We start from the raw sequence: 25852 nt of genomic DNA on the forward strand, positions 1-25852 counted from the left end.
AGCGGACCCCGGGGCTCGGTGCATACTCAGCGCATGCGCAGCGGGCTCAGAACAGCCGCAGCTTGTCGTCCTCGATGCCGCGCAGGCCGTCGTAGTCCAGGACGACACAGCCGATGCCACGGTCCGTGGCCAGCACCCGTGCCTGCGGTTTGATCTCCTGGGCCGCGAAGATGCCCTTCACGGGCGCCAAGTGCGGGTCGCGGTTGAGGAGTTCGAGATAGCGGGTGAGCTGCTCGACACCGTCGATCTCACCCCGTCGCTTGATCTCCACGGCAACGGTCTGGCCGTCGGCGTCCCGGCACAAGATATCCACGGGGCCAATGGCAGTGGGGTATTCACGCCGAATCAGGGAGTATCCCTCGCCGAGGGTCTCGATCCGGTCGGCGAGCAGCTCCTGAAGATGGGCTTCCACGCCGTCCTTGATGAGGCCGGGGTCGACGCCGAGCTCGTGCGAGGAGTCGTGCAGAACTTCTTCCAGGGTGATGATGAGCTTCTCGCCACCCTTGTTCTCCACCGTCCACACCTCGCCGTCACCCTCCTTGAGGGAACAGGGCGGGGACATCCAGTTGAGCGGTTTGTAGGCCCGGTCGTCCGCGTGAATGGAGACGGAGCCGTCCGCTTTCACCAGGATGAGGCGGGGGGCCGAGGGGAGGTGGGCAGTGAGCCGGCCCGCGTAGTCCACGGAGCAGCGGGCGATGACGAGACGCATGGGGCGAAACGCTACTCGACCGGAGGCCGCCCGCGCGATTCGCCCTTGGCACACGGTCTCTTTCCGGGGGAAATCCCCGCACCCCCGGCGCTCGCCTTTGGCCGGTTGTATGTGCAATCTCCTGGTGCGGGCCTCTTGCGCGGCATACCGTTGAAGCGGGGGGTTGTGAGGCGAACACGCTCCGTCGCTAGACCCCTTGTCCCGTCCCTAGGCCCCGTCCGTCCCGGCGGGGCCGCGAGAGGAGAACCTCATGTCGCTCGACGTCTCACCGGCCCTCCTCGAACAGGCCGAGCGAGGCGAGGTCGACGAAGCCGCATTTGTCGACTGCGTCCGGAACTCCCTCCCCTACGCATGGGGGATGATCAGCTCTCTGGTGGCCCAGCTGAAGGTGGACGGCGGTCAGTTCGCCGACAACCAGACGCCGCCGCCGGACGAGCAGGCGCGCGGCCAGCTGCTGCGCGCACTGGCGAGTGACGCCATCCGCGGTTCGCTGGAGCGCCACTTCGGTGTGCGCCTCGCTTTTCAGAACTGCCACCGGGTCGCGGTCTTCCCGCTCGACTCGGCCGTGGACGACCGCCTGGCCAAATTCACCTCGATCCGGGGCCAGCTGCTGAACCAGTCGCCCGAACTGCGCGACTGCTGATCGGAGTTGCTGCCGCTGCGCACCACGTGGGGGGTACACACCATGCCCATGCGCCAGCGGCAGCACCACCGCACACGGTATGACCTCCCCCGAAGCACGGCGCCTCCGTATGACCGCAGTACCCCAGGAACCGGGACCGCCGCTGGCCGCTCCGCCCCGTCCGGCGGAGTCACCCCAGCTGCGGCAGCACCTCGGTGCCCAGCCGGCGGACGTTCTCCTCGGTGGCGGCGAGATCGCCGGAGCCCTCGACCAGCAGCGCGAACCGCTTGATGCCCGTACGCTCCGCCGATGCCGCCAGCCGGTCCGCGCACAGCCGCGGCGGGCCGACGGGATGCAGGGAGCACAGCAGCTCCGTATACGCCAGCGGATCCCGCATGGTGCGATAGCGGCCGTCGACCGTCACATGCGCGCCCAGCCCCTGCCGCAGCCAGCCGGGCATCGCTTTCGTCAGGGTCTCCTCGGCATCCCGGCGCGCGTCGGCGATCTGCACCACACCCGCGGAGACATGCTCGGCCGCGGCCACTTCATCGCCGTCCCGGCCGGCCTCCAGCGCGGCCGACCGCCACAGCGCGACCATCTCCGCCTTCTCCTCGTCGCCGCAGTGCATACCGAGCAGCATCGGCAGTCCGCGCTCCGCGGCCAGCCGCACGGAGGCGGGCGACGTGCAGGCGACCACTACGGGCGGCCCGGAGGGGGCGTCGTCCGGATCGGTCAGCGCCTCGACCGGCCGTGGCACGACCGCCACCTCCCGGAACGCATAGCGCTCACCCGCCGCGCCGACCCGTGGCTCGCGCAGCCAGCGCAGCAGCAGATCGAGCGCTTCGGGGAAACCGTGGTCGTACGCGGCCAGCCCGGCACCGAAGACCTCGAGATCCACCCAGGGCCCGCCCCGGCCGACACCGAGGGTGAACCGGCCCTCGGCGGTGAGGTGCAGCAGCGCCGCCTGCTCACCGAGCGCCACCGGATGCTGGGTCGGCAGCACGCTCACCGCCGTGCCGACCCCGATGCGGTGGGTGCGGCCCAGCAGCAGCGCGGCCAGCGTCACCGCATTCGGACAGACGCCGTACGGCACGAAGTGGTGTTCCGCCAGCCAGACATCGTCGAGCCCGGCCTCCTCCGCCACCTGCGCGGAGCGCACCGCGCGGTGCAGTGCTTCCCCCTGTCCCTGGCCCGGGAATTGAGCGGCCAGGATGAAAGCTCCAACGCGCATCGCTCTCTGCCTCCTCGCAGCCGACGCGGCTTCCCCCTTACAGGCAACAACGTCTGACACGTGCCAAGGGCACGGCCTGACGCGAAATTTCCCGATGATCGCAGAAACTTGCCGGGCGGCTTCCGCCCCTGACCGGGCCGCGTACGCTGGTGACAACCCTCCCCCCACGCTCGACTCCGCTCGCGCGGGGGGACCCCCATCCCCGCAGATTGCCCGAGGTGTTCAGTGTCCCCGCGTCGAAACCGCCTCAGCGGCGGTGCGAAGCCCTCCGACCGCACGGGCGGTGACCGCTACGGCCTGGAAAAGACCGAGGAATGGCGCGGCGAGGACTGGATCGTGCGGCAGGTCGGGGGCGGCGGTGCGGGCAAGCACTACCGCTGCCCCGGCTGCGACCAGGAGATCCCGCCCGGTGTGCCGCATGTCGTCGCCTGGCCGCAGGACGGCGATGTCGACGACCGCCGGCACTGGCACAAGGCCTGCTGGAACGCACGGGACCGCCGGAGCGCGCGGCTCCAGCGGTCCCGTAACGCACCCAGGTATTGAGTTCTAGACGTCGCGTCGTTCCTGGACGACGAAGGCGGCGGCCAGGACGGCCGTGGTGACGCCGGCGAGGATCCACAGCGGGGTCCAGCCCTGCGGGCCGGAGTCCCTGAAGAACGAAGCGTCGTGGAGTGTCGCCAGGGCGTTGGGGACCGAGTAGTTGATCAGCCCCATGGCGAAGTTCCTGAGGCTGTCCGAAGCGGCCATGAACATCGCCAGCAGCATCGGCAGCAGCACCAGCCCGAGCATCGCGCTGATCGCCCCCGCGGAATGCCGCAGCAGCGACCCCACCGCCATGGCCAGCAGGCCGAGCATCGACACATACAGACCGGCGCCCACGGTGGCGCGCAGCCACAGGCCGCCCGTCGGGTCGGGGCCGTCGATCATGGCCGACGAGGTGAGCGCGACCACGGTGGCGGAGAGCGTCGTCACGACGAAGGACAGCAGGAAGAAGACGACCGCCTTGGCGCCGAGCACCCGCGCCCGGCTGGGGCAGGCGGTCATGGTCGTACGGATCATCCCCGTCCCGTACTCGGAGGAGATGACCAGTACGCCGAGCGGGATGATGCACAAGGTGCCCAGCAGCAGGCCGATGAACGAGAGCCCCAGCTTGTTGCCGAGTGCATGGCCGGAGGCGGCCAGGAGGCCGGAGATCAGCACACCGATGCCGACGATCAGCAGGACCATCACGCCCAGCGTCCAGATCGTCGAACGCACCGAACGGATCTTTGTCCACTCGGAGGCCAGGGCGTGCCCGAGGTGGGTGTTGTTCACCGGGATCGGCGAGACATAACCGGCTTGTCCGCCTTGCCAGTTGGGGGCGGACTGCGGCTGCGGCTGCTGCGGCTGCTGCGGCTGCTGCGGCTGCTGCGGCTGCTGTTGCTGGTGGGGCGGGCCCTGCGGCGCCTGGCCGTACGGCTGCGGCTGCGGCTGGGGGGCCGGGGCCGGGGCGGCCTGAGCCTGGAGCATCATCGTGCCCCCGTCCTTGCCGGGGCCGTGCGCGGCGAGCGGCTGGGGCTGCGGATGCGCCTGCGGCTGCGGCTGGGGGAGCGGCTGGGCCTGCAGCATCATCGTGCCGGCCTCTTTGGCGAGCGTGGGGCCCGGCGCGGGGGCGGCCTGCTCCGGTGGCTGCTGGGCCTGGAGCATCATCGTGCCGGCTTCCCTGGCGGGCGCGGGCGCGGGCTGCTCCGCCTGCTGCTCAGGCCGGGGCGCGGCGGCCGGCGGTGGGGACGGCGGCATCGGCGGCGCGGGCGGCATCGGCTGCTGGTGCGCGCCGGTGTCGTTCGGCCCGCGCTCAGGCTGCGGCTGGGGCTGCGGCTGCTGAGGGCTGGTCATCGGGCGTCCTCGTTGTGCGGCGTGGGCATTGCGGCGGGGGCGGCGGGCTGAGCCGGCGGCGGCATGGGCGCGCCGGGCTGCGGCGGCTGCCCGTAAGGGTGGGGGGCGCCGTACTGCTCGGGTGCCCCGTACGGGTGACCCGGAACCTGCCCCGGCGGCGGGTAGCCCGGCCCCGGAGCGCCGGGCGCCTGCTGGGCGTACGGGTTCTGCGGGGCGTACGGATGCGGCTGTCCCTGGCCGGGCGCATATCCGGCCGGCATCTGCTGCTGCAGGCCCGCCCGCTGGTCGGCCGTCGAGCGGTAGTCCACGGCACCCTGGGTGAGCTGCATGTACGCCTCCTCCAGGGAAGCCTGGTGCGGCGACAGCTCCCACAGCCGGACATCGGCGCCGTGCGCGAGATCGCTGATCCGGGGGAGCGGCAGCCCGGTCACCTTCAACGCGCCGTCCGGCTCCGGTACGACCTGTGCGCCCGCCTCGCCGAGTGCCGCGGTCAGCTTCTCGCGCTGCTCGGGATCGGTGTCGGGGGTACGTACCCGGGCGAAGTCCGCGGAGTTGGCCGAAATGAAGTCCTTGACGGGCATATCGGCGAGCAGCTGGCCGCGGCCGATCACGATCAAGTGCTCGGCGGTGAGCGCCATTTCGCTCATCAGGTGGGAGGAGACGAAGACCGTACGGCCCTCGGCGGCCAGCTGCTTCATCAGATTGCGCACCCACAGGATGCCCTCGGGGTCGAGGCCGTTGACCGGCTCGTCGAAGAGCAGCACCTGCGGATCGCCGAGCAGCGCCGCGGCGATGCCCAGCCGCTGGCCCATGCCGAGCGAGAAGCCCTTGGAGCGCCGCCCCGCGACGGCCTGGAGACCGACCACGCCGAGCACCTCGTCGACCCGGCGGGCCGGGATGCCGGAGAGCTGGGCGAGCGAGAGCAGATGCTGGCGTGCGCTGCGGCCGCCGTGCACCGCCTTGGCGTCGAGCAGCGCGCCCACCTGGCGGGGTGCGTTGGGGAGTTTGCGGAAGGGGCGGCCGGCGACGGTGGCGTAGCCCGAGGTCGGTGTGTCCAGCCCCAGGATCATCCGCATCGTCGTCGACTTGCCGGAGCCGTTGGGCCCCAGGAAGCCGGTGACGGTCCCCGGCCGTACCTGGAACGACAGGTTGTGCACGGCCGTCTTGGCGCCGTAGCGCTTTGTCAGGCCGACTGCCTCGATCATTCTCCGCCCCTCGCGCGATGGTACGGGGCAGAGGCGCTCTCGTACCCCCGTGAGGGTTAGGAGGTTATCGGGGAGTTGACGGTTCCCGTCAAACGGGACGGATGAGAGACATCCGAACCCCCACGTACGTGCGGCTCACGCCCGGCGCGGCGTTACGCATCGCGCTTTTTGAGGAGGAGGAAACCGCCGGCCAGCGCCGCCAGTGTCCACGCGACCATGATCCCCAGACCGCCCCACGGCCCGTACGGCACATCGTCGCCGACCCGCGGCACCACCTGCATGATCTTCTGGCCCGCCTGGTCGGGGAGATAGCGGCCGAGTTTCCGGGTGGCCGAGACATTGCCGAGGATGTTGGAGATCAGGAAGAAGAACGGCATCAGGATGCCGAGCGACAGCATCGGGCTGCGCAGCATCGCGGCCACGCCCATGGAGAACAGGGCGATGAGGGTCATGTACAGGCCGCCGCCGACGACCGCGCGCAGCACCCCGGCATCGCCCAGGTGGGCCCGGTGGCCGCCCAGCACCGCCTGACCCGCGAAGAACGTCAGGAAGCTGGTGGCGAGGCCGACCACGAAGACCAGGACGGTGGCCACCAGCAGCTTGCTGAACAGGAAGGTGGCGCGCTGCGGTACGGCGGCGAGCGAGGTGCGGATCATGCCGGTGCTGTACTCGTTGGAGACCACCAGCACCCCGAACACGATCATCGCGAGCTGGCCCAGCCCCATCCCGGCGAAGCTGATGTTGGTGGGGTCGAAGGTGAGCCGGTCGCGGGCCGCCATCGAGCGGAAGTCGTTCCTGGCCAGGGTGCAGATCAGCACGCCCAGCGCGACGGTGACCACCACGGCGATGCCCAGCGTCCACACCGTCGACCGGACCGACCTGATCTTGGTCCATTCCGAACGCAGCACCTGCGTGACCACCGCCATCGCTCAGCTCCCCTTCTTCTGCTCGTGCCGGCGCCATTCCGCGCCCCAGTCGTCCGGCTGCACCGGAGCGCCGTCCAACGGCGGCCGCCCGGCGCGCACCGCCGCCGGCCGGTCGTCGTGCGCGTGGTACTCCACGGATTCGGCGGTGAGCTGCATAAAGGCCTCTTCCAGCGACGCCTGCTGGGGGCTCAGCTCATGCAGGACGAGCTGATGCCGGGCGGCCATCTCGCCCAGCCGGGCGGCCGGCACCCCGTCGATCTCCAGCGAGCCGTTGCCGACCGCCACCGCGTTGATCCCCTCTGCGTGCAGCAGATCCAGCAGCTTTTCCTGCTCGGGGGCGCGCACCCGGACGTAGGAGCGTGAGTTCTCCTGGATGAAAGCGGCCATCGAGGTGTCCGCCATCAGGCGGCCCTGGCCGATCACGATCAAGTGGTCGGCGGTCAGTGCCATCTCGCTCATCAGGTGGGAGGAGACGAAGACCGTACGGCCTTGGGAGGCGAGGCTCTTCATCAGATTGCGGATCCAGTGGATGCCCTCGGGGTCGAGGCCGTTGACCGGCTCGTCGAACATCAGGATCTCCGGGTCGCCCAGCAGCGCCGCGGCGATGCCCAGGCGCTGGCCCATGCCGAGCGAGAAGCCCTTCGAGCGCTTCTTGGCGACCGAGGTCAGCCCCACGGTGTCCAGCACCTCGCCGACCCGGCCGCGCGGAATGCCGTTGCTCTGCGCCAGGCACAGCAGATGGTTGTACGCGCTCCGGCCGCCGTGCATCGCCTTCGCGTCCAGCAGCGCGCCGATGTACGTCAGCGGATCCCGCAGCTGCCGGTAGTGCCTGCCGTCGATCCGGACCGTGCCCTCGGTCGGATTGTCCAGATCGAGCATCATCCGCATGGTCGTGGACTTGCCCGCGCCGTTGGGGCCGAGGAAGCCGGTGACGATGCCGGGCCGCACCGTGCACGTGAGGTGGTCCACAGCCACCTTGTCGCCGTAGTGCTTGGTCAGCCCCTCGAGCTCGATCATGTACAGCACGCTAAGGGCGCCCAAGGGCCCTCGCCACCGGGGCACGCCCCCTGTCACACGACCGCGCCCCCGGACCGCCACAGCGGCGGTACGGGGGCGCGGGAAGCTGCCGGGCAGGTCCTGCCGGGCGTCAGCGGGTCTGCTGGGCCGGGACGCCGCGGGAGACGGGCTCGTCCTCGCCGGGGGCGCCGGCCGCGGCGACGGCCGCACCGGTCAGCGTCGCCAGCATCTCGCGGACGTTGGTCAGCTGCGCGTTGATGGAGTCGCGGCGGTTCGTCAGGGCCGCGAGCTCGCGCTCGGATTCGCTGCGGATCCGGTCGGCCTTGGCGTTGGCGTCGGCCACGATGTCCTCGGCCTGGCGCTGGGCGGTCTCGACCGTCTGGCGGGCGCGGCGCTCGGCGTCGGTGCGCAGCTTCTCGGCCTCCAGGCGGAGCTGCTCGGCGCGGTGCTCGATCTCCGCCAGACGCTTCTCGGCCTTGGCCTGACGCGAGGCCAGGTCGCGCTCGGACTGCTCGCGGCGCTTGGCGAGGTTGGTCTCGAAGTCCGCGGCGGCCTGCGCGGCCTTGGCGCGGGTCTCCTCGAAGAGGGAGTCCGCCTCCTCGCGCTTGGACTGCGCGTCCTTCTGCGCCTCCGAGCGCAGCGTCGATGCCTCACCCTTGGCCTTCTCGACGATCCGGGCGCCCTCGTCCTCCGCCTTCGCCTTGCGGTCTGCGGCGAACGACTCGGCGTCGTTACGGACCTGCTGGGCGGCCGACTCGGCCAGCTCGCGGTGCTGCTCGGCGGCGCGGCGGGCCTCCTCGCGCAGGTCCTTGGCCTCTTCCTCGGCGAGGCGGAGGATCTTCTCGACGCGCGCACCGAGACCTGCGTAGGACGGTTCGGCGTCGTTGACCTGAGCCTGGGCGTTCTGCGTCTCGAGGTGCAGCTCCTCGATCCGCTTTTCCAGCGACGTGATGCGGGCCAGCGCACTGTCGCGGTCGGCGACGAGCTTGGTAATGCGGTCGTCCACCTGACCGCGGTCGTACCCACGCCGCACGAGCTCGAAGCCGAAGGGGGAGGATGTGTCGCTCATGGGGTTCCTGTCGAAAGAGACCGGTGAGGTGATAAGGGAATCCTAGGGGTCTTAACGGCGTGTCATCGAGTCATTGCGCGTTTGAAGTGGAGAATGACCCCTCATTTGAGTGGCTACCCTTCAGACTGCTTGCCACTCGAACGAGTTGTCCCGGCTCCCGCGGATGCCTTGACGCCCCCCTTGCCCTCCGAGCCGCCCCCCGGCGTCTCGAAGGACTCCAACGCTACCAATACGTCCTGAACACGGGAGATTTCGGCGTTGATGTCCTCCCGTCGGCGCACCAGCACCTCCAGCTCGCGCTTGCCCTCGTCCACGATCCGGGCGGCCTCGGCCTCGGCCTCGGTCCGCATCCGCTCCGCGTTGCGCACCGCCTCGGCCTTCTTGTTCTCGGCCTCCTTGATCAGACCCTCGGCCTTCTTGACCGCCGAGATGCGGACCTTGCTCGCCTCGCTGTTCGCGTCCGACAGCAGCTGGTCGGCCTTCTCCTTGGCCTCCACCTGCTGCTCGGTGGCCTGCGCGATGAGCTTGTCGACCCGCTCGCCGGCGTTCTTCATCGCCTCCGACGACTCCCGGCGGGCCCGGTCGTGCAGCTCCTCGACCTCGCTCTCCACCCGCGCCCGCAGCTCCTCGGCCCGCTCCCGTATGGCGGTGGCGTCCCCACGGGCCTCTTCCAGCAGGGTGTTGGCGTCCGTACGGGCCTTCTCCACCCGGGCATTGCCGTCGTCCGTCGCCTCCGACACCAGCCGGTCGGCCTCCTTGCGGGCCGCCCCGACCATCGTGTCGGCCTGCTCCTCGGCGGCGGTGGCCGTCTTGAGCGCCTCTTCCTGGGCCTTGGCCATGAGCTGGTCGGCCTGCTCGGCGGCGTCCCCACGGCGCTTGGCGGCGTCCTTACGGGCCTCGTCCAGCAGCCGGTCCGACTCCTGCTGCGCCTGGGTCCGCAGCCGCTCCGCCTCGGCCTCGGCGTCCTCCTTGACCTTCGCGGACTCACCGCGGGTGCGGTTGGCGTGCTCCTGCGCGGCGGTGACCGTTTCGGCCGCGTCCGCCCGCATCCGGTCCGCGTCCGCGGTGGCCGCGGCGAGCATCGCCTCGGCCTGCTCGCGGGCATCGGCCCGGGTACGGTCCGCGTCCCGCTCGGCGGTGGCGGTGGTCTCCGCCGCCTCGGTCCGCAGCCGCTCGGCCTCCGTACCGGCCTCCGAGACCAGCTGGTCGGCCTGCTCCGCCGCGTCCGACCGCGTCTTGTTGGCCGCCTTGCGCGCCTCGTCGCCGGTCTTCTCGGCGTCCGTCCGGGCGTTCTCCAGCACCTCGGCCGCCTCGGTCCGCAGCCGCTCCGCGGCCTCGGACGCCTCGGTGACCATGGCGTGCGCCTGCTGTTCGCCCTCCGCGCGCAGCCGGTCGGCGGCCTGCTGGGCCTCCTGGACCATCCGGTTCGCGTCGTCCTGAGCCGAAGAGGTCAGTTCGGTGGCTTCGGTGACGATCCGTTCGGCCTCCGAGCGCGCCTCGGTGATCAGCGCGTCGGCCTGCCCGGCGGCGTCGGACCGCATCCGGTTCGCGTCGCCCCGCGCCTCCGCACGGGCCCGCGCCGCGTCCTGCTCGCCCGAGGCCAGCGCGTCCGATGCCTCGGTACGCAGCTGCCGGGCCTTCGCGCCGGCGTCCGCGACCAGCTTCTCGGCCTGGCCGGTCGCCTCCGCCAGCAGGTTGTCGGCCTGCTCCGCGGCCTCCGTGCGCGCCGTGTTGGCGTCCCGCCGCGCCTCGTCCAGCAGCCCGGCGGCTTCCGTCCGCAGCCGGTCGGCCTCCTCGATGGCCTCCGAAACCGTCCGCTCCGCAAGGGATTTCGCGGCCTCGGACGCCTCCTGCGCCTCGTGCCGCACCCGCGCCGCGTCCTCGGAGGCGCGCTCGCGCTCGTCGTAGGCGTCCTTGCGGACCCGGTCCGCCTCGTCCTGCGCCTCGGTCCTGGTGCGCTCGGCAGCATGCTCGGCCGCCGAGCGCAGCCCGGCGATCTCCTGCTCGGCCTGCTCGTGCAGATCCGCGACCGAGTCGCGTACCTGCTGCGCGGTCTGCTCGGCCGCCGTGACCAGCTCGCCCGCGCGCCGGTCCGCCTCCTCGACCAGCCGCTCGGCCTCCGCCTGCGCCTCGCTGACCCGGGTACGGGCGGACGCCAGCAGCTCCTCGCTCTGCTCGCGCGCCGCGGTGCGCTCCTGATGGGCCTCCTCGCGGGCCTCGCCCAGCAGCTGCTCGGCCTCCCGGCGGCGCCGCGCGGCCTCCTCCTGGGCCTCGGCCAGCGCCTGCGCCGCCTCCGTACCGGTGCGCTCCGCGGCGGTGGCCGCCTCCGCGCGCACCCGGTCCGCGGTCTCCTGCGCCTCGGCCCGCAGCCGCTCCGCCTCGGCCGCCGCCTCACTGCGCAGCCGTGCGGCCACCGCCTCGCCCTCGGCACGCGCCGTCGACGCGTCCGTGGCGGCCTCGGCGCGCAGCCGCTCGGTCTCCTCCTCGGCCTCCTGCTGCAACGTCCGGCGCCGGTCGGCGGCCTCCGCCTTGAGCCGGGCCGCCTCCTCCTGCGTCTCCCGGCGCAGCCGCTCGGCCTCGGTCCGCGCCTCGCGCAGCGCGTCCTCGGCGGCGGTGACCCTGGCCTCGGCCTCGGTGTGCAGCCGGTCCAGCTCGGCCTGCGCCTCGGTGCGCTTCTCCTCGGCGGCCCGCTCGGCCTCCGCGCGCAGCTCCCGGGCGCTGTCCTCGGCCGTCGTGGTCAGCGTCTCGGCGGCCTGGGTGCCCTCCAGCAGCAGCTGCTCGGCCTCCGCACGGGCCCGCTCCAGCGCGTCCTCGGCCTGCCGGCGCAGCGACGAGGCGCGCTCGATGGCCTCGGTCCGTACCCGCTCGCTCTCCGCGACGGCACCCGAACGGGTCTCCTCCGCATCGGCTTTGGCCTTGCCCAGCAGCTCCTCGGCGGTCCCGGCCGCCTCCTCGATCTGCTGTACGGCCTCGCGGCGGGCCTCGCTGCGGATCCGCTCGCCCTCGGCGACCGCGTCCGCGCGCAGTTGCTCCGCCTCGCCGCGCAGCCGCCGTGCCTCCTCCTGGAGTTCGACGGTCTTGGCGCGGTACTCCTTGGTGTCGTCCTTCGCCGCGCCCTTGAGCTGCGCCGCGGTGTCGTGCGCCTGCTCGCGCAGCCGGTCCGCCTCGGACTCGGCCTCGCTGCGCAGCCGTTCGGCCTCTTCGGCGGCGGCCTTGGTGGTGGCCTTGGCGTCCTCGGACGCCTTGGTCAGCACCTCCTCGGCGGTCCGCGCCGCCTTCGCCAGCTGCGCCGCGGAGTCCTCGGCCGCCTTGGACCGCGCGCTCTCCTGGGCCTCGGCGACCAGCCGCTCGGCCTCCGTACGGGCATCCGCGCGCAGTTGCTCGGCCTCGGCCTTGAGCGCCTCGGCCTCCTTGGTGGCCTCGCCGACCAGCCGCGCGATCTCCGCCTTGGCCGTACGGGTGCGCTGTTCGTTCTCCGACTCGGTGGCCGACAGCCGCTTGCCGGCGGCCTGCTGGGCCTCCTCGACGAGCTTCTCGGCCTCGGTGCGCGCCTCGCGCAGCGCGGCGTCCGCCTCCTGGATACGCGCCTCGGCGGTACGGGTCAGCTCCGCGGCCGCCCGGCGCGCCTCCTCCGACTCACTGCCGGCGGTGGTGCGCAGCTGCTCGGCCTGATCGGTCGCTTCCTGGGCCTGGTTGGACGCGGCGTTCAGCAGCCGCTCGGCGTCCGTGCGCGCCCGGCGCAGGATGGATTCCGCTTCGGTGCGGGCCTCCTCGGCCGCCGTGCCGAGCCGCTCGCGGGCCTGCTCGGACAGCCGCTGGGCCTCGGCGCGCGCGGACGCCAGCGCCTGCTCGGCCTCCGCCCGGGACTCCTCCATGAGGCGGCGGGCCTGCGATTCGGTGCGGGCACGCAGCTGTTCGGCCCAGGCGACGTTCTCGTTGACATGCGACTCGACGGTCTGGCGGCGCTCGTTGAGCTCCTCGTCCAGGCGCTGCCGGCGGGTGACCGCCTCGGAGTGCAGCTCGGCCTCCAGCCGGGACTGCCGCTCGGCCTGCTCCTGGAGCAGCCGCTGGGTCTGGGCCCGCGCCTCGCGCAGCTCCCGTTCCGCGTCCGTCCGCAGCTGGTCGGCCTGGATCTGCGCATTGCGCAGCAGCTGTTCGGCCTGGTGGCTGATGTTGTCGTAGGCAGGGCGGGTCGCGAGGTTGCGGCGCGCCTCATGCAGCTTGGCGCGCAACACCTCGACCTGATAGCCGAGGTCGTCGGCGTGCTGGACGGCCTTGTCCCGCTCGGTCTTCAGCCGCTCCATCTCGGCCTCGAACTGCGAGAGGTGGTCGTCAGCCTCGTAGCGGTCGTTGCCCCGCACTGCGCGGTCCCATCCGTCCCCTGGTCATGGTGGCGGCCGACTCCGTCCTGCGGATGCTCGTCCCGTACACGTCACGTCGTACCGGACTCGCGTCCATCGGAGCTGACCCTTCCGAAGAAATGGTGTCAGATCATCGGCAGAGTATGGACCGAGCCCCACTCCCTTACCCCGGCCGAAGGTGCACTCTACCGGCCGGGGAACGCGTAGGTCAGTGGTCCGCCGGGGCGGAGGGTGCGGCGGTGACGAGTTCGGTGAGCACTCCGTGGCAGTCCTTGGGGTGCAGGAAGGTGATCCGGGAGCCCATTGAACCGGTCCTGGGCTCGTCGTAGAGGACCCGGACGCCCTTGCCGCGGATGGCCGCGGCGTCCTCGTCCACATCCGCCGTACCGAACGCGATGTGGTGTACGCCCTCGCCGTTCTTGGCAAGCCACTTGCCCACCGCGGAGTCCTCCCGGGTCGGCTCCAGGAGCTGCAGATACGAGGCCCCGCCGTCGGAGGTCTCATTGATTTTCAGCATCGCCTCCCGGACGCCCTGCTCCTCGTTGACCTCGGAGTGGAACACCTCGAACCCGTACGTGGCACGGTAGAAGTCGACGGTCTTGTCGAGGTCGAAACAGGCGATCCCGATGTGGTCGATTCGCGTCAGCATGGCTCCAGTGCACCGCTCGCACGGCTGGTTACGCAACGTGCGCGCCGTCACACCTACTTCCCGGTGACCCGGGGCGTACCGCTCAGTACATTGACGGGAACCCTCGTTAACTTCCCTGCAAGGAAGGCCGCACCGCATGTCTGCAACGAATGGCACGAACGCAACCACCTCGGTGATCGTGGCGGGAGCGCGCACCCCCATGGGACGGCTCCTGGGATCCCTGCGGACCTTCTCCGGCGCCGATCTGGGCGCGGTCGCCATCAAGGCGGCGCTGGACCGGGCGGGCATCGGCGGTGACCAGGTGCAGTACGTGATCATGGGCCAGGTGCTCCAGGCCGGGGCCGGGCAGATCCCGGCGCGCCAGGCCGCCATCAAGGCCGGCATCCCGATGAACGTCCCCGCGCTCACCGTCAACAAGGTCTGTCTCTCGGGCCTGGACGCGATCGCGCTGGCCGACCAGCTGATCCGCGCCGGGGAGTTCGACGTCGTCGTCGCGGGCGGCCAGGAGTCCATGACCAACGCGCCGCACCTGCTGCCCAAGTCCCGCGAGGGCTACAAGTACGGCGCCGTCGAGATGCTCGACGCGATGGCCCACGACGGCCTCACCGACGCCTACGAGGGCGTCGCGATGGGCGAGTCCACCGAGAAGCACAACACCCGCCTGGGCATCGCCCGCCCCGAGCAGGACGAGATCGCCGCGCGCTCCCACCAGCGGGCCGCCGCCGCCCAGAAGAACGGGCTCTTCGAAGCCGAGATCACCCCCGTCGAGATCCCGCAGCGCAAGGGCGAGCCGGTCCTCTTCAGCAAGGACGAGGGCATCCGCGGCGACACCACCACCGAATCGCTCGGCAAGCTGCGCCCGGCTTTCGCCAAGGACGGCACGATCACCGCCGGCACCTCCTCGCAGATCTCCGACGGCGCCGCCGCGGTCGTCGTGATGAGCAAGGCCAAGGCCGAGGAACTGGGCCTGGAATGGATCGCGGAGATCGGCGCGCACGGCAATGTCGCCGGCCCCGACAACTCCCTCCAGTCGCAGCCCTCCAACGCCATCAACCACGCCCTGGGCAAGGAAGGCCTGACTGTCGAAGATCTTGATCTGATCGAGATCAACGAGGCCTTCGCGGCGGTCGCCGTGCAGTCAATGAAGGACCTCGGGGTGTCCCCGGAAAAGGTGAATGTCAATGGCGGCGCGATTGCCCTGGGTCACCCGATCGGCATGTCCGGCGCCCGTATCGTGCTGCACCTCGCGCTGGAGCTGCGCCGCCGGGGCGGTGGCGTGGGCGCCGCCGCGCTGTGCGGTGGCGGCGGCCAGGGTGACGCGCTGATCATCCGCGTTCCGGGTAAGTAACCGCGAAAGACGCCGAGCCGAAGGAGACGGGCAGCGATGGTGGACGTCCCGCAGCTGGTGGAGCAGGCCCGGCAGGGCCGGCCGAGGGCGGTGGCCCGGCTGATCTCCCTCGTCGAGGGGGCCGCACCGGAGCTGCGCGAGGTGATGGCGACGCTTGCGCCGCTCACCGGTAACGCCTATGTGGTCGGGCTGACCGGCTCACCGGGCGTCGGGAAGTCCACCACCACCTCGGCCCTGGTGACGGCCTACCGCAAGGCGGGCAAACGGGTCGGCGTCCTTGCCGTCGACCCGTCCTCGCCGTTCTCCGGCGGGGCGTTGCTCGGCGACCGGGTACGGATGAGCGAGCACGCCTCCGACCCCGGCGTCTACATCCGCTCGATGGCCACCCGCGGCCATCTGGGCGGCCTGGCCTGGGCCGCCCCCCAGGCGATCCGCGTCCTGGACGCGGCGGGCTGTGACGTCGTCCTCGTCGAGACGGTCGGCGTCGGCCAGTCCGAGGTGGAGATCGCCTCGCAGGCCGACACCAGCGTGGTGCTGCTGGCCCCCGGCATGGGCGACGGAATCCAGGCGGCGAAGGCCGGAATCCTGGAGATCGGCGACGTCTACGTGGTCAACAAGGCCGACCGGGACGGCGCCGACGCCACCGCCCGCGAGCTGAACCACATGCTGGGGCTGGGCGCATCGCGGGCGCCGGGCGACTGGCGGCCGCCGATCGTCAAGACGGTCGCGGCGCGCGGCGAGGGCGTCGACGAGGTGGTCGAGGCGCTGGAGAAGCACCGCGCCTGGATGGAGGAGCACGGGGTGCTGGCACAGCGCCGCCGGGCCCGCGCGGCCCGGGAGGTCGAGACGATCGCGGTGACGGCGCTGCGCGAGCGGATCGGCGATCTGAGCGGGGACCAGCGGCTGGACGCGCTCGCCGAGCGGATAGTGACCGGCGAGACGGACCCCTACCGGGCGGCCGACGAGCTGGTCGACGGACTGACGAACGGCGGCTGACGCACCGCGGCCGAGGGCGGCCGCCCCGGGGGGCCGGGGCGGCCGCACAGGCACCGTGGGTCAGTCGTCCGCGCCGTCGTTGTCGTCGTCATCCGCGTCGTGCGCCGGCGCGACCGTCAGCTTCCCGGACTGCGGGTCGACCAGCAGCTTGTGCTCCTTGCCGTCCTTGGTGACGGTCTCGACCTCCCAGACGGCCCCGGCCCGGTGGTCGCCGTCCAGATCGACGGAGGTGACCGTGCCGTGCGCGGCGGCGGTACGGGAGGCCGCGGCGGCGTCCACCTTCACGCCCCGGGGGTCGGGGCCGTCGTCCTCGTGGTCGATGTGCTGGTTCAGCACGCGGGCGTCCCTGGCGTCCAGGGTGATCTCGTGCCACTTGCCGTCCTTGCCGAGCACGTCCGCGTCCCAGACCAGGCCGGGCCGGTCCCGGTCCAGGTCGAGGCCGGTCACGGTGCCCGGGACGGCCTTCAGCGCGGCCGCCGCGGCCTGCGGCGCGGTCACCTTGGCGGCGTGCGCCTCGCGGAGGTCCTCCTGACCGTGGTCGTCGTCGTGGTCGTCCCGCCCCCGGTCGTCGTGCGCCGCGGGCTGCGCGGCCGCCCGGGTGCCGGACTGCGCGCCGGTGGGCCCGTCGCCGCTGTTGACCGCGACGGCGGTGGCGGTGCCGCCCGCGATGAGGGCGGCCGCCGCGGCGGTGGCGATGATGAGGTGGCGCTTCATGTGTTCTCCCCTGTGATCGGCTGTGACACCACAGTCGCCGAACGAACCTGAAGCGCAGCTGAAGTCGCCTGAAGAGGTCTTCAGGTACGGGGTGACAAGGTGGCTCCCATGCGCCTGTTGATTGTCGAGGACGAACGGCGGCTGGCTTTGTCGCTGGCCAAGGGCCTGACGGCCGAGGGGTACGCCGTCGATGTGGTCCACGACGGCCTGAGCGGCCTGCACCGGGCGGGCGAGGGCGCGTACGACCTGATCGTGCTGGACATCATGCTGCCCGGCATGAACGGCTACCGCGTCTGCGGGGCGCTGCGGGCCGCGGGCAACGACGTACCGGTCCTGATGCTGACCGCCAAGGACGGCGAGTACGACGAGGCCGAGGGGCTGGACACCGGCGCCGACGACTATCTGACCAAGCCGTTCTCGTATGTGGTCCTGGTGGCCCGGGTCAAGGCGCTGCTGCGCAGGCGCGGGCGGACCGCACAGCCGGTGCTGCGGGTGGGGACGCTCGCCGTCGACCAGGGGTCGCGCAAGGTGGAGCTCGACGGCACGGAGGTCGCGCTGACCGCCAAGGAGTTCGCCGTGCTGGAGCAACTGGCGCTGCGGGCGGGCGATGTGGTCTCCAAGGCGGAGATCCTCGAGCACGTCTGGGACTTCGCGTACGAGGGCGATGTCAACATCATCGAGGTGTATGTGAGCGCGCTGCGGCGCAAGCTCGGCGCCGGGCGCATCGTGACGGTGCGCGGCGCGGGATACCGGCTGGTGCCCGGTGCCTGAGGTGCTGGGCTCGGTACGGGCCAGGGCGGCGGCCGGCGCGACGGTCGTGGTGGCGGTGGCGCTGATCGCGGCCGGTACGGCGGTGCTGCTGGTGCTGGGGAGCAGCCTCCGGGACCAGGCGGGGCTGCAGGCCGAGGTCGCGGCGCGGGAGGTCGCCACGCAGATCGCGACCGGGACGGCGTACGGCAAGCTGGATCTGCCGGACGGTGACGACCATCCGGTCGTGGTGCTGGACGACGACGGGCGGGTGCTGGCGGCGGGCGACGATGTGCGCGCCGTCGACGGCAAGGCCGTGGGACCGCCGAAGAGAGCGGGCGTCGCGCCGCCCGGCGACGAGGACGACGATGACGACGACCCGAGCGGGCCCCGGCCGGGCGAGGTCGACGATGACGCGCACCTGCGGGACGGCACCGCGAACGTCGACGGCAAGGTGGCCGACTACCGCTTCGCGTCGGTCGAGGCCAAGGACACCGGTGGCGTGCAGGCCACGGTGCGGGCCGGTTCGGCGCTGGCGCCCGAGCGCAGCACCGTCGGCACGGTGCGCACCGCGATGCTGACCGGGCTGCCGCTGCTGCTCCTGGTGGTGGCCGGGGTGACCTGGCTGGTGACCCGGCGGGCGCTGCGTCCGGTGGAGGGGATCCGCGGGGAGATGGCCGCGATCACCGCCAGTACGGATCTGAGCCGGCGGGTGCCGGTGCCCGCGGCGCAGGACGAGATCGGCCGGCTGGCCCGGACGACCAACGAGACGCTGGCGGCCCTGGAGACGTCCGTGGAGCGTCAGCGGCGGTTTGTCGCGGACGCCTCGCACGAGCTGCGCAGTCCGATCGCGAGTCTGCGCACGCAGCTCGAAGTGGCCGTGGCGCACCCGGAGTTGCTGGACGTTCCGGGGGCGGTGGAGGACACCGTACGGCTGCAGCGGCTGGCCGCGGATCTGCTGCTGCTGGCCCGGCTGGATGCGGGGGAGCGGCCCGCCGAGGCCCGTATCGATCTGGCCGCGCTGGTCCGGGAGGAGAGCTCGCAGCGGGTCGGCGACCGCATTCCGGTACGGGCCGGTGACCTGGCGGGCGTCGAAGTGGCCGGATCGCGCGGCCAGTTGGGGCGAGTGCTGGGCAACCTGCTGGACAACGCGCAGCGGCATGCGGCCGGTTCCGTCAGGGTGGCCGTGGTGTGTGAGGGGGAGTGGGCGGTGCTGCGGGTCGAGGACGACGGGCCCGGGGTGCCGGAAGGCGAGCGGGAGCGGATCTTCGAGCGGTTCGTACGGCTCGATGACGCGCGCGCACGGGACGACGGCGGGGCCGGGCTGGGGCTGGCCATCGCGCGGGATGTCGCGGTGCGGCACGGCGGCTCGCTGGCCGTGCGGGAGGGCTCGGTGTTCGAGCTGCGGCTGCCGGTGGCTTCCTGAGCCGGGGCCGCGGTCCCGGAACGGGCCGCGGCGATCGGGTCAGAGACCGCCGCGGCGTTCCCTCAGGTGCTCGGCCACCGGTGTGAGGGAGGCGCGCAGCGCGTCCAGGTCCTCGGCGGAGAACAGGTCGATGAAGTGCTTGCGCACCGAGGTGACGTGGTGCGGGGCGACCCGGCGCATGGTCTCCCAGCCCTCCTCCGTCAGGACGGCGTACAGGCCGCGGCGGTCCGATTCGCAGCTCTCGCGGCGCACCAGACCGGCGTTCTCCATCCGCGTGATCTGGTGGGACAGACGGCTCTTGGACTGCAGGGTGCAGGCCGCCAGGTCGCTCATCCGCAGCCGGTGGTCCTCGGCCTCGGAGAGGTTGACCAGGATCTCGTAGTCGTTGTTCGTCAGGCCGAACGGCTGCAGATCGCGCTCCAGCTGGTGCATCAGCAGCCTGCTGACGTCCAGATGGGTGCGCCAGGCACGCTGCTCCTGGTCGGTCAGCCAGGGGGTGTCGCTGTCGTTCGTCATGTGAGGAATTCTACCCGTAAAAGTTGAATAGTTAATTAAGTTGCCCGACGGCCACCATCGGCCACCATCGGCCCCCGTATCGACTGGTGGGACACCGGCGAGACCTCGTGCGGTTGGTCAGACGTTCGAGGTCACCGTCCGCAGACTACCGCTCACAGCCCGAAGCGGCGCTGGAGGCCCCCGAGGCCCCCGGGCAGCTGGGGCAGTTGTGAGCCACTTTGCGGCGCGTGCCCGCCGCCGCCCGGAACGCCCGGCTCGTCCGGTACCGCGCCGGTCGCCCGCTCCGGCATCAGCACCTCCGTCGACTGCAGCAGGACCGTCCCGGCCCCCACGAACTCGAACTGGTGCTCCTCGCCCGAGGCCCCGCCGATCCCGGTGTGCGCCCGCAGTCCGCCCAGGAATCCCCGCAGGTACTGGTGATCGTAGTGATGGCACGGCGAGGGGCAGTCCGCCCAGCCGACGAGCGCCTGCGGGTCCACCCGGATCGGTGGCTCGACGAACACCACCGGGCCGTTGGAGGCGGCCACGAACTTGCCGGTACCGATCAGGGTGAGAAAGCCCGGGATGATCGACTGCTTCAGTGACAGAGATGGCTGAAAGGCGAGCAAATTACCGGCGCGGATCGTGAGGTTGCCCTCATCGAGATCGAAGGAATTCACATCGAAGGCGCGGTCGGCGAGCAGCATCTTGCCCTGGCCCTCGGCGACGACCCAGTCCGCGGCGTGCAGCGGCGAATGGAAGCTGCCCGCGATCAGCCGGTCGAGGCGGCCGTGCCCGATGCCGTGGAAGTCGATCCGCCCGTAATAGGCGATCATCTTCCCCTTCTGCAGGAACCACTGACCGTTGAGCTCCACGCTGAAGGCGTAGGCATGGACGTTGTCGTCGGCCGGCAGCGTCTGGATGTCGTGGACGACGGGACCGGTCACAGCTTCTCCTCCGACGCCTGTACGTAGACGGTGCCCTGGCCCGACAGCTCCAGCTGGAAGGCCTCCCCCGAGCCGCGGCCGACCATGTCGCGCCAGCCGAGCGCCGTGGAGAGTTTGTTGCGGACGTCGCCGCGGTGGGCGACATAGGCCTGCGGGTCGACATGGACCGGCCGCTGCGGCGTGATCGGCAGCTCGATGACCCCGCCGTGTGCCATCACCGCCGCCGAACCGTGCCCCTTGAGGGTGGTGGTGAACAGCCCCTGGCCGGTGACCTGACCGCGCACCATGCCCATCACCCCGCCCTGCGACCCCATGAACATCGTGCCCTGCTGCAGCGAGCCGTCGAAGGCCAGCAGCCGGTCGGCCTCGACGTAGAGCGTCTCGCCCGTCAGGTCGACGACATGGACGTGATGGCCGCCGTGGCCGAACATCACCGTGCCGGAGCCTTCCACCGTCATCAGCGGCGTCGCCTCACCGGCGATGCGGCGGCCGATCATCGAGCCGATGCCGCCCTGGCCTCCCTGGATGTTCGGGGTGAAGGAGACCTCGCCGCGATAGGCGAGCATCGCGCCGCGCTGGCTGAACATCCGCTGACCCGGTGCGATACGGGCCTCCACCATGCGGGAGTTGAGTGCCGTGAACGCCATCAGATCTCACCGCCCACGGTGTTGCGCTCGCTGGGCTGTACGTACACCAGGCCCTCGCCCTCGAACCGGATCTGGAACGCCTCGCCGGAGCCCTCTCCTATGAAGGTGCGGAAGGTCACCCCGGACTGGAAATGCTGCTTGAGGTCGCCGGTGTGGGCGACGTAGGCGCCCGGGTCGACCTGGAGCGGGTACTGCTTGGTGACCCGCAGCACCACCGCGGGGCCGTCGGAGGTGATCGCGGCCTGGCCGTGGCCCTCGACGGTGGTGGTGAACAGGCCGTTGCCCTGCGAGGCGCCGCGCAGTCCGGTGAAGGTCGTGCCGGTGTGCAGCGCCGCATCCGTGCACAGCAGATTGCTCGCCTCGACGTACAGCTTCTCGCCGGTCAGCCGCACCAGATTGATCTCGCTCGCGCGGTCGGCGAAGAAGCAGGTGCCATGGCCCTTCACCTCCATCACGGCCATCTGCTCGCCCGTCAGCCGCCGGGTGACCATGCCGCGCAGCCCCTCGCCGCCGCCGGTCATCTTCTTGAACGACATCTGGCCGTCGTACGCGACCATCGCACCGTTTTTCGCCTTGACGGCGTCGCCCGTCATATCGACGGCGAGCACCTTGCTCCCCTGGAGCCGAAACTGAGCCACGGGTCAGACCGTAGTCGGCCGGGGCCGCGCGGGGCAGGCCCTTTTGGTCATGGTCTGCCCCCGGTGAGCCGTATCCGGGCTTCGCCGCCCCCGGCGCAGTGATCATTCGGGCGGCTGTCACAATGGGCGAAGCTTGTGAACCCTTGCACAAGCCATTGCCGGCCCCCCTTCGCCGTACTGACGAGGTTCCCGTGGACATCAAGACCGCCGCTGCCCTGCACCGACTGCGCCTGGCATCCATCCCGGAGGCGATCTCCTTCCCGGCGCTGCTGATCTTCGGCACCGGCTTCCGTCTGGCTTTCGACTACGACTCCCTGGTGATGCCGCTCGGCATGATCCACGGCGTGCTGTTCATCACCTACGTGGTGCTGCTGCTGGACGTGTGGAACCGCACCAAGTGGCCTTTCAAGCGCGTCGCGTTCTTCTTCCTCCTGGCGATCCTGCCCTTCGGCGGGCTCTACGGCGACCGGGTCCTCAAGCGGGAGGAAGAGGCCGGTGTGATCGCCGCCCGCGCCCGTAAGGAAGGGGTCGTCAGCGCATGATCGTCGCCTTTTCGGTGAGCCCGCTGGGCGTCGGCGAGGACGTCGGCGGATACGTCGCGGACGCGGTCCGGGTGGTCCGCGAGTCGGGGCTGCCCAACCGTACGGACGCCATGTTCACCTCCATCGAGGGTGAGTGGGACGAGGTCATGGACGTCGTCAAGCGTGCGGTCGCGGCCGTCGAGGCGCGCGCCGGGCGGGTCTCGCTGGTCCTCAAGGCCGACATCCGGCCCGGTGTCACCGACGGCCTGACCTCGAAGGTCGAGACCGTCGAGCGCCATCTCGCACAGGGGTCCTAGGACCCCTCAGCCGCCCGCCGCCAGGGCGATGCCCAGCGGCGTCCGCTCGTAGTGCACCTGATGTCCGTGCCGGCGCGAGGCCAGCAGACCGGCGTCGCGCAGCACGGACAGATGCGCCGATACGGACGAGGGCGCCAGGCCCAGGCGGTGGGCCAGGGCCGAGGTGGTCGACGGGGCGTCGAGGGCGGCCAGTACGGCCGCCCGGTTCGCGCCCAGCAGCCGCGCGAGCGCGGGCCCCGTCTCCGGCTCGCTCCACAGCCCGCCGATCCCGCGCGCCGGATAGATGACCGTGGGCTGCCACGGCGGATCGAAGCCGCTCACCACATCCGGCCAGACGAACACGCTCGGCAGCAGCAGCACCCCGCGCCCGTCCAGATCCTGCATCTGGACGAAATCGGTCCGCGTACGGACGGTGAGCGTGTCCCGGGACCACGACAGCCGCGGATGCAGATCGGCGAACAGCCGCCGCAGCCCGCCGCCCGCCAGCTGGTGCGACCGGTAGGCGATCTCCGCCTCCAGCAGGGCGCGCAGCCGCGGCCAGTCCGGTGCCAGCAGCGCGTGCCAGGCCCGCTCGGTGACATCGGCCAGCTCCTGGACCGCCCGCGCCGGATCCGCCAGCGCCGCCCGGCCGCGCGCCGAGCCGGCCGCCCCCGGCACACACGCCAGCGACTTGGCCATCTCGGCACGCGCCACCGCCGGATCCGTGGCCCGCAGCAGCGCCAGCTCCTCCTCGAACCCGGCCAGCGGCGCATGTGGCGGCCGCCCCAGGAAATCCGGCGTGTACCCGGGCGGTGACGACGGCATGAACAGCCACAGCGGCGACAGATCCAGCCCCGCGACCGTCTCGCGCATCCGCCGCAGCCACGGCAGGTGATAGCCGTGCCGGTCCGCGCGGCGCAGCGTCCGTACCGCCTCATGCGTCTCGCACAGCGGCGAAATGGCGAACCGGATACGCAGAAAGTCGTCCGCCCCGAAATGCAGATCCAGCGGCACCTGAGGCGCCTCCCCTCCCCGGGATTCGGCTGCGGCCGAAAGACTATGACCCCTCGCCCGCCCCCGGCACGCTGCCGCCATGCTCTCGCCCACCGGGCCCGCGAAGCCGGGCCGCGCCCCCGCACGCCCCGATGCCGACGGTCCCGGCACCCCGGGCGGTTACCGCGCCGTCTTCGCCGTCCCCGAATTCCGCGTCGTCTTCGCCGCCCATCTGCTCTCCTCCCTCGGCGTGGTGGTCTGCGAGATCGCCCTCTCCCTGCTGGTCTTCGACCTCACCGGCTCGCCCCTGCTCAGCGCCCTGACCTTCGCCCTCGGCCTGCTCCCGTACGTCGTCGGCGGCACGCTTCTGTCCGCCGTCGCCGACCGCTGTCCCGCCCGTACCGTCCTGGTCGTCTGCGACGTCCTGTGCGCGCTCGCCGCGGCGGGCATGGTGGCGCCCGGCGCGCCCGTCGCCCTCCTCCTTTTCCTCCGCTGCGTTACCGCCGCCATCGCCCCGGTCTTCGCCGGCACCCGGGCCGGCACCCTCGGCGAGATCCTCGGCGCCGGCGAGCCGTTCGTGCTGGGCCGCTCGCTCATCCGCATCGTCAACCAGGGCGCCCAGCTGGCCGGCTTCGCCGCCGGGGGCGTGCTGCTGGCCGTGGTGCCGCCCAGAGCGGTGCTGTGCATCACGGCCTGCACCTTTGTCAGCTCGGCGCTCCTGCTGCGCCTGGGCACCCGGGCCCGTCCCGCGCGGGACGCCGCCCGCGGCGCACTCCTGGGCGCCTCCCTCACCGGCATCCGCCGCCTGCTGGGCGACCGCCGGATCCGTGCCCTCCTCCTGCTCAGCTGGCTGCCGCCGGCCTTCGTGGTCGTCCCCGAGGCGCTGCTGATCCCCTACGGCGACCTCCTCGGCACCGGCCCCGCCGGCCTGGGGCTCCTGCTGTGCAGCATGCCCATCGGTGCGATCACCGCCGAAACCCTGGCCGGCTCGTTCCTCGCCCCGCACGCCCGCTCCCGTCTCACCTTCCCCATGAGCGTCTTCGCCGTCCTGCCCTCCCTCGGCTTCGCGGCCCGTCCCTCGCTCGGCTGGGCCGTCATGCTGCTCGTCCTCACCGGCACCGGGATCTCGTACAACTTCGGCGTCGACCGCTGGTTCGTGGCCGCGGTCCCCGAGGAGCTGCTGGGCCAGGCGATGACGATGATGCAGGCGGGGCGGATGACGATCATGGGCCTGGGGATGGGGCTGGGCGGTGTGGCCGCCGGGTACGCACCGCTTCAGGTGGTGATGCCGGCGGCGGGTGCGATCGGCTCGGTGGGTGTGCTCGCGGCGATTTACGGGGTGCGGCGGACGGCCCGGGGCCCGGCCATGCGGCCCGAAAGCTGAGACAGAGCTGACCACGATATGACCGGCGGGTAGGGTCAAAGACGTGCCTAAGCCGCTCAGCCTTGCCTTCGACCCCATCGCGCGTGCCGACGAGTTGTGGCAGCGCAGATGGGGAGCCGTGCCCTCGATGGCCGCGATCACCTCGATCATGCGGGCCCACCAGATCCTGCTGGCCGAGGTGGATGCCGTGGTCAAGCCGTACGAGCTGACCTTCGCGCGCTACGAGGCGCTGGTGCTGCTGACCTTCTCCAAGGCCGGTGAGCTGCCGATGTCCAAGATCGGCGAGCGGCTGATGGTGCACCCGACCTCGGTGACGAACACCGTCGACCGGCTGGTGAAGTCGGGCCTGGTCGCCAAGCGGCCCAACCCGAACGACGGCCGTGGCACCCTCGCCTCCATCACCGAAAAGGGCCGCAAGGTGTGCGATGCCGCCACCCAGGACCTGATGGCGATGGACTTCGGCCTCGGTGCCTACGACGCCGAGGAGTGCGGCGAGATCTTCGCCATGCTGCGGCCGCTGCGGGTCGCGGCGGCCGACTTCGCCGAGGAGTAGCGGGCCCGCCGGTATGCCGGGGGGCGGCGAAGATCGCCCCGGAACGGGCGGTTACGCTCAGGGCATGAAGCGAAGCGTCCTGACCCGATACCGGGTGATGGCCTACATCACCGCCGTGATGCTGCTGGTTCTCTGCGCCTGCATGGTGCTCAAGTACGGCTTTGAGCTGGGCAAGGACCTCACCCTCGTCGTGGCGCAGATCCATGGCGTGCTCTTCATCATCTACCTGGTCTTCGCCTTCGACCTGGGCTCCAAGGCCCGGTGGCCGTTCGGCAAGCTGCTGTGGGTGCTGGTCTCCGGGACGATCCCGACGGCCGCCTTCTTCGTCGAGCGCAAGGTCGTCCGCGAGATCGAGCCGCTGGTCACGGAGGGTGCGCCGCAGCCGGTCAAGGTCTGAGACCCGGCTTCCGCTCCTCTTTACCGACGCGCCTGTCCCCATGCCGGACGGGCGCGTTTGCGTTTGTCCGGCTCCGCGAGGGGCCG

The 25852-nt window shown here is 71.5% G+C and carries 26 protein-coding genes; 11 read left to right on the plus strand and 15 right to left on the minus strand.

What is annotated here, in order from left to right; all coding sequences use genetic code 11:
- Positions 1-46 precede the first annotated feature (46 nt).
- On the minus strand, positions 47-709 hold the full coding sequence (gene nucS, locus ACZ4S3_RS09940; protein ID WP_467929328.1) for an endonuclease NucS: 663 nt from the start codon (positions 707-709) through the stop codon (positions 47-49).
- Between the two features lie 250 nt (positions 710-959).
- Here nucS and ACZ4S3_RS09945 point away from each other — a divergent pair, with 250 nt between their 5' ends.
- A complete protein-coding gene (locus ACZ4S3_RS09945) occupies positions 960-1352 on the plus strand; it encodes an SCO5389 family protein (protein WP_467929333.1) in 393 nt (130 codons plus the stop codon).
- 169 nt (positions 1353-1521) lie between these two features.
- Here the strand turns inward: ACZ4S3_RS09945 and ACZ4S3_RS09950 are convergent, their stop codons facing one another.
- Positions 1522-2562: an LLM class flavin-dependent oxidoreductase gene (locus ACZ4S3_RS09950; protein WP_467929338.1), complete on the minus strand. Its 1041-nt coding sequence runs from the start codon at positions 2560-2562 to the stop codon at positions 1522-1524.
- Positions 2563-2787: 225 nt separating this feature from the next.
- Between ACZ4S3_RS09950 and ACZ4S3_RS09955 the strand changes: the two genes are divergently transcribed.
- Complete coding sequence (locus ACZ4S3_RS09955; protein WP_467929343.1) at positions 2788-3105, plus strand: ATP/GTP-binding protein; 318 nt, start codon at positions 2788-2790, stop codon at positions 3103-3105.
- Positions 3106-3108: 3 nt separating this feature from the next.
- Here ACZ4S3_RS09955 and ACZ4S3_RS09960 read toward each other — a convergent pair whose 3' ends face one another.
- The 7 genes from ACZ4S3_RS09960 to mce form a co-directional block, all read right to left on the minus strand.
- On the minus strand, positions 3109-4437 hold the full coding sequence (locus ACZ4S3_RS09960; RefSeq protein ID WP_467929347.1) for an ABC transporter permease: 1329 nt from the start codon (positions 4435-4437) through the stop codon (positions 3109-3111).
- Entirely contained in the window at positions 4434-5642 is a 1209-nt protein-coding gene (locus tag ACZ4S3_RS09965) for an ABC transporter ATP-binding protein (protein WP_467929351.1), read from the minus strand. Before ACZ4S3_RS09965 ends, ACZ4S3_RS09960 begins: the two co-directional genes overlap by 4 nt.
- 152 nt (positions 5643-5794) lie before the next feature.
- Positions 5795-6568, minus strand: coding sequence for an ABC transporter permease (locus ACZ4S3_RS09970; protein ID WP_467929356.1), 774 nt, complete (start codon positions 6566-6568; stop codon positions 5795-5797).
- A 3-nt stretch (positions 6569-6571) separates the two neighbouring features.
- Entirely contained in the window at positions 6572-7585 is a 1014-nt protein-coding gene (locus ACZ4S3_RS09975; RefSeq protein ID WP_467929361.1) for an ABC transporter ATP-binding protein, read from the minus strand.
- Between the two features lie 130 nt (positions 7586-7715).
- The gene (locus ACZ4S3_RS09980; protein WP_467929365.1) at positions 7716-8654 is read right to left on the minus strand and encodes a cellulose-binding protein; all 939 of its coding nucleotides are present in this window, start codon (positions 8652-8654) and stop codon (positions 7716-7718) included.
- A gap of 113 nt (positions 8655-8767) precedes the next feature.
- On the minus strand, positions 8768-13015 hold the full coding sequence (gene scy / locus ACZ4S3_RS09985; RefSeq protein WP_467929369.1) for a polarized growth protein Scy: 4248 nt from the start codon (positions 13013-13015) through the stop codon (positions 8768-8770).
- A 208-nt stretch (positions 13016-13223) separates the two neighbouring features.
- Positions 13224-13664, minus strand: coding sequence for a methylmalonyl-CoA epimerase (gene mce, locus ACZ4S3_RS09990; RefSeq protein WP_467929373.1), 441 nt, complete (start codon positions 13662-13664; stop codon positions 13224-13226).
- A 172-nt stretch (positions 13665-13836) separates the two neighbouring features.
- Here mce and ACZ4S3_RS09995 point away from each other — a divergent pair, with 172 nt between their 5' ends.
- Both ACZ4S3_RS09995 and meaB read left to right on the plus strand, forming a co-directional pair.
- Positions 13837-15012 (plus strand): acetyl-CoA C-acetyltransferase, encoded by a 1176-nt coding sequence (locus ACZ4S3_RS09995; RefSeq protein WP_467929743.1) that lies wholly within the window; start codon positions 13837-13839, stop codon positions 15010-15012.
- A gap of 36 nt (positions 15013-15048) precedes the next feature.
- On the plus strand, positions 15049-16008 hold the full coding sequence (meaB, locus tag ACZ4S3_RS10000) for a methylmalonyl Co-A mutase-associated GTPase MeaB (RefSeq protein WP_467929377.1): 960 nt from the start codon (positions 15049-15051) through the stop codon (positions 16006-16008).
- 60 nt (positions 16009-16068) lie between these two features.
- Here meaB and ACZ4S3_RS10005 read toward each other — a convergent pair whose 3' ends face one another.
- A complete protein-coding gene (locus ACZ4S3_RS10005) occupies positions 16069-16722 on the minus strand; it encodes a PepSY domain-containing protein (RefSeq protein ID WP_467929381.1) in 654 nt (217 codons plus the stop codon).
- A gap of 108 nt (positions 16723-16830) precedes the next feature.
- On the opposite strand from ACZ4S3_RS10005, the gene ACZ4S3_RS10010 reads away from it, so the two are divergent.
- Both ACZ4S3_RS10010 and ACZ4S3_RS10015 read left to right on the plus strand, forming a co-directional pair.
- On the plus strand, positions 16831-17493 hold the full coding sequence (locus tag ACZ4S3_RS10010) for a response regulator transcription factor (protein WP_467929385.1): 663 nt from the start codon (positions 16831-16833) through the stop codon (positions 17491-17493).
- Positions 17494-17497: 4 nt separating this feature from the next.
- Complete coding sequence (locus ACZ4S3_RS10015) at positions 17498-18895, plus strand: sensor histidine kinase (protein WP_467929745.1); 1398 nt, start codon at positions 17498-17500, stop codon at positions 18893-18895.
- Between the two features lie 39 nt (positions 18896-18934).
- Here the strand turns inward: ACZ4S3_RS10015 and ACZ4S3_RS10020 are convergent, their stop codons facing one another.
- From ACZ4S3_RS10020 to ACZ4S3_RS10035, 4 genes are all read right to left on the minus strand, one after another.
- Entirely contained in the window at positions 18935-19411 is a 477-nt protein-coding gene (locus tag ACZ4S3_RS10020; protein WP_467929389.1) for a MarR family winged helix-turn-helix transcriptional regulator, read from the minus strand.
- Between the two features lie 152 nt (positions 19412-19563).
- Complete coding sequence (locus ACZ4S3_RS10025; RefSeq protein WP_467929393.1) at positions 19564-20337, minus strand: AIM24 family protein; 774 nt, start codon at positions 20335-20337, stop codon at positions 19564-19566.
- A complete protein-coding gene (locus ACZ4S3_RS10030; RefSeq protein WP_467929395.1) occupies positions 20334-20984 on the minus strand; it encodes an AIM24 family protein in 651 nt (216 codons plus the stop codon). Before ACZ4S3_RS10030 ends, ACZ4S3_RS10025 begins: the two co-directional genes overlap by 4 nt.
- Entirely contained in the window at positions 20984-21622 is a 639-nt protein-coding gene (locus tag ACZ4S3_RS10035) for an AIM24 family protein (protein ID WP_467929397.1), read from the minus strand. The genes ACZ4S3_RS10030 and ACZ4S3_RS10035 overlap by 1 nt, the downstream gene beginning before the upstream one ends.
- Before the next feature lie 191 nt (positions 21623-21813).
- On the opposite strand from ACZ4S3_RS10035, the gene ACZ4S3_RS10040 reads away from it, so the two are divergent.
- Both ACZ4S3_RS10040 and ACZ4S3_RS10045 read left to right on the plus strand, forming a co-directional pair.
- Positions 21814-22164, plus strand: a complete 351-nt coding sequence (locus ACZ4S3_RS10040) for a DUF3817 domain-containing protein (protein WP_467929402.1) — start codon at positions 21814-21816, stop codon at positions 22162-22164.
- Positions 22161-22460 (plus strand): MTH1187 family thiamine-binding protein, encoded by a 300-nt coding sequence (locus ACZ4S3_RS10045; protein WP_467929407.1) that lies wholly within the window; start codon positions 22161-22163, stop codon positions 22458-22460. The genes ACZ4S3_RS10040 and ACZ4S3_RS10045 overlap by 4 nt, the downstream gene beginning before the upstream one ends.
- A gap of 6 nt (positions 22461-22466) precedes the next feature.
- Here ACZ4S3_RS10045 and ACZ4S3_RS10050 read toward each other — a convergent pair whose 3' ends face one another.
- On the minus strand, positions 22467-23453 hold the full coding sequence (locus ACZ4S3_RS10050) for an ArsR/SmtB family transcription factor (protein WP_467929412.1): 987 nt from the start codon (positions 23451-23453) through the stop codon (positions 22467-22469).
- A 79-nt stretch (positions 23454-23532) separates the two neighbouring features.
- On the opposite strand from ACZ4S3_RS10050, the gene ACZ4S3_RS10055 reads away from it, so the two are divergent.
- The 3 genes from ACZ4S3_RS10055 (at position 23533) to ACZ4S3_RS10065 (ending at position 25766) form a co-directional block, all read left to right on the plus strand.
- Positions 23533-24816 (plus strand): MFS transporter, encoded by a 1284-nt coding sequence (locus ACZ4S3_RS10055; protein WP_467929416.1) that lies wholly within the window; start codon positions 23533-23535, stop codon positions 24814-24816.
- A gap of 43 nt (positions 24817-24859) precedes the next feature.
- Positions 24860-25369, plus strand: coding sequence for a MarR family winged helix-turn-helix transcriptional regulator (locus ACZ4S3_RS10060; RefSeq protein WP_467929420.1), 510 nt, complete (start codon positions 24860-24862; stop codon positions 25367-25369).
- A 64-nt stretch (positions 25370-25433) separates the two neighbouring features.
- Positions 25434-25766, plus strand: coding sequence for a DUF3817 domain-containing protein (locus tag ACZ4S3_RS10065; RefSeq protein WP_467929423.1), 333 nt, complete (start codon positions 25434-25436; stop codon positions 25764-25766).
- Positions 25767-25852 lie beyond the last annotated feature (86 nt).

Source organism: Streptomyces sp. NPDC028368, assembly GCF_055565615.1.

What these genes read in the sequence shown, in the direction of transcription:
- ACZ4S3_RS09975 (WP_467929361.1), bottom strand. Translation starts at nt 7,585, where the DNA reads ATGATCGAGCTCGAGGGGCTGACCAAGCACTACGGCGACAAGGTGGCT.
- ACZ4S3_RS09980 (WP_467929365.1), bottom strand. Translation starts at nt 8,654, where the DNA reads ATGAGCGACACATCCTCCCCCTTCGGCTTCGAGCTCGTGCGGCGTGGG.
- ACZ4S3_RS09970 (WP_467929356.1), bottom strand. Translation starts at nt 6,568, where the DNA reads ATGGCGGTGGTCACGCAGGTGCTGCGTTCGGAATGGACCAAGATCAGG.
- meaB (WP_467929377.1), top strand. Translation starts at nt 15,049, where the DNA reads ATGGTGGACGTCCCGCAGCTGGTGGAGCAGGCCCGGCAGGGCCGGCCG.
- ACZ4S3_RS10055 (WP_467929416.1), top strand. Translation starts at nt 23,533, where the DNA reads ATGCTCTCGCCCACCGGGCCCGCGAAGCCGGGCCGCGCCCCCGCACGC.
- mce (WP_467929373.1), bottom strand. Translation starts at nt 13,664, where the DNA reads ATGCTGACGCGAATCGACCACATCGGGATCGCCTGTTTCGACCTCGAC.
- ACZ4S3_RS09950 (WP_467929338.1), bottom strand. Translation starts at nt 2,562, where the DNA reads ATGCGCGTTGGAGCTTTCATCCTGGCCGCTCAATTCCCGGGCCAGGGA.
- ACZ4S3_RS10020 (WP_467929389.1), bottom strand. Translation starts at nt 19,411, where the DNA reads ATGACGAACGACAGCGACACCCCCTGGCTGACCGACCAGGAGCAGCGT.
- ACZ4S3_RS10010 (WP_467929385.1), top strand. Translation starts at nt 16,831, where the DNA reads ATGCGCCTGTTGATTGTCGAGGACGAACGGCGGCTGGCTTTGTCGCTG.
- nucS (WP_467929328.1), bottom strand. Translation starts at nt 709, where the DNA reads ATGCGTCTCGTCATCGCCCGCTGCTCCGTGGACTACGCGGGCCGGCTC.
- ACZ4S3_RS10005 (WP_467929381.1), bottom strand. Translation starts at nt 16,722, where the DNA reads ATGAAGCGCCACCTCATCATCGCCACCGCCGCGGCGGCCGCCCTCATC.
- ACZ4S3_RS09965 (WP_467929351.1), bottom strand. Translation starts at nt 5,642, where the DNA reads ATGATCGAGGCAGTCGGCCTGACAAAGCGCTACGGCGCCAAGACGGCC.
- ACZ4S3_RS10045 (WP_467929407.1), top strand. Translation starts at nt 22,161, where the DNA reads ATGATCGTCGCCTTTTCGGTGAGCCCGCTGGGCGTCGGCGAGGACGTC.
- ACZ4S3_RS09945 (WP_467929333.1), top strand. Translation starts at nt 960, where the DNA reads ATGTCGCTCGACGTCTCACCGGCCCTCCTCGAACAGGCCGAGCGAGGC.
- ACZ4S3_RS09960 (WP_467929347.1), bottom strand. Translation starts at nt 4,437, where the DNA reads ATGACCAGCCCTCAGCAGCCGCAGCCCCAGCCGCAGCCTGAGCGCGGG.
- ACZ4S3_RS10065 (WP_467929423.1), top strand. Translation starts at nt 25,434, where the DNA reads ATGAAGCGAAGCGTCCTGACCCGATACCGGGTGATGGCCTACATCACC.
- ACZ4S3_RS10030 (WP_467929395.1), bottom strand. Translation starts at nt 20,984, where the DNA reads ATGGCGTTCACGGCACTCAACTCCCGCATGGTGGAGGCCCGTATCGCA.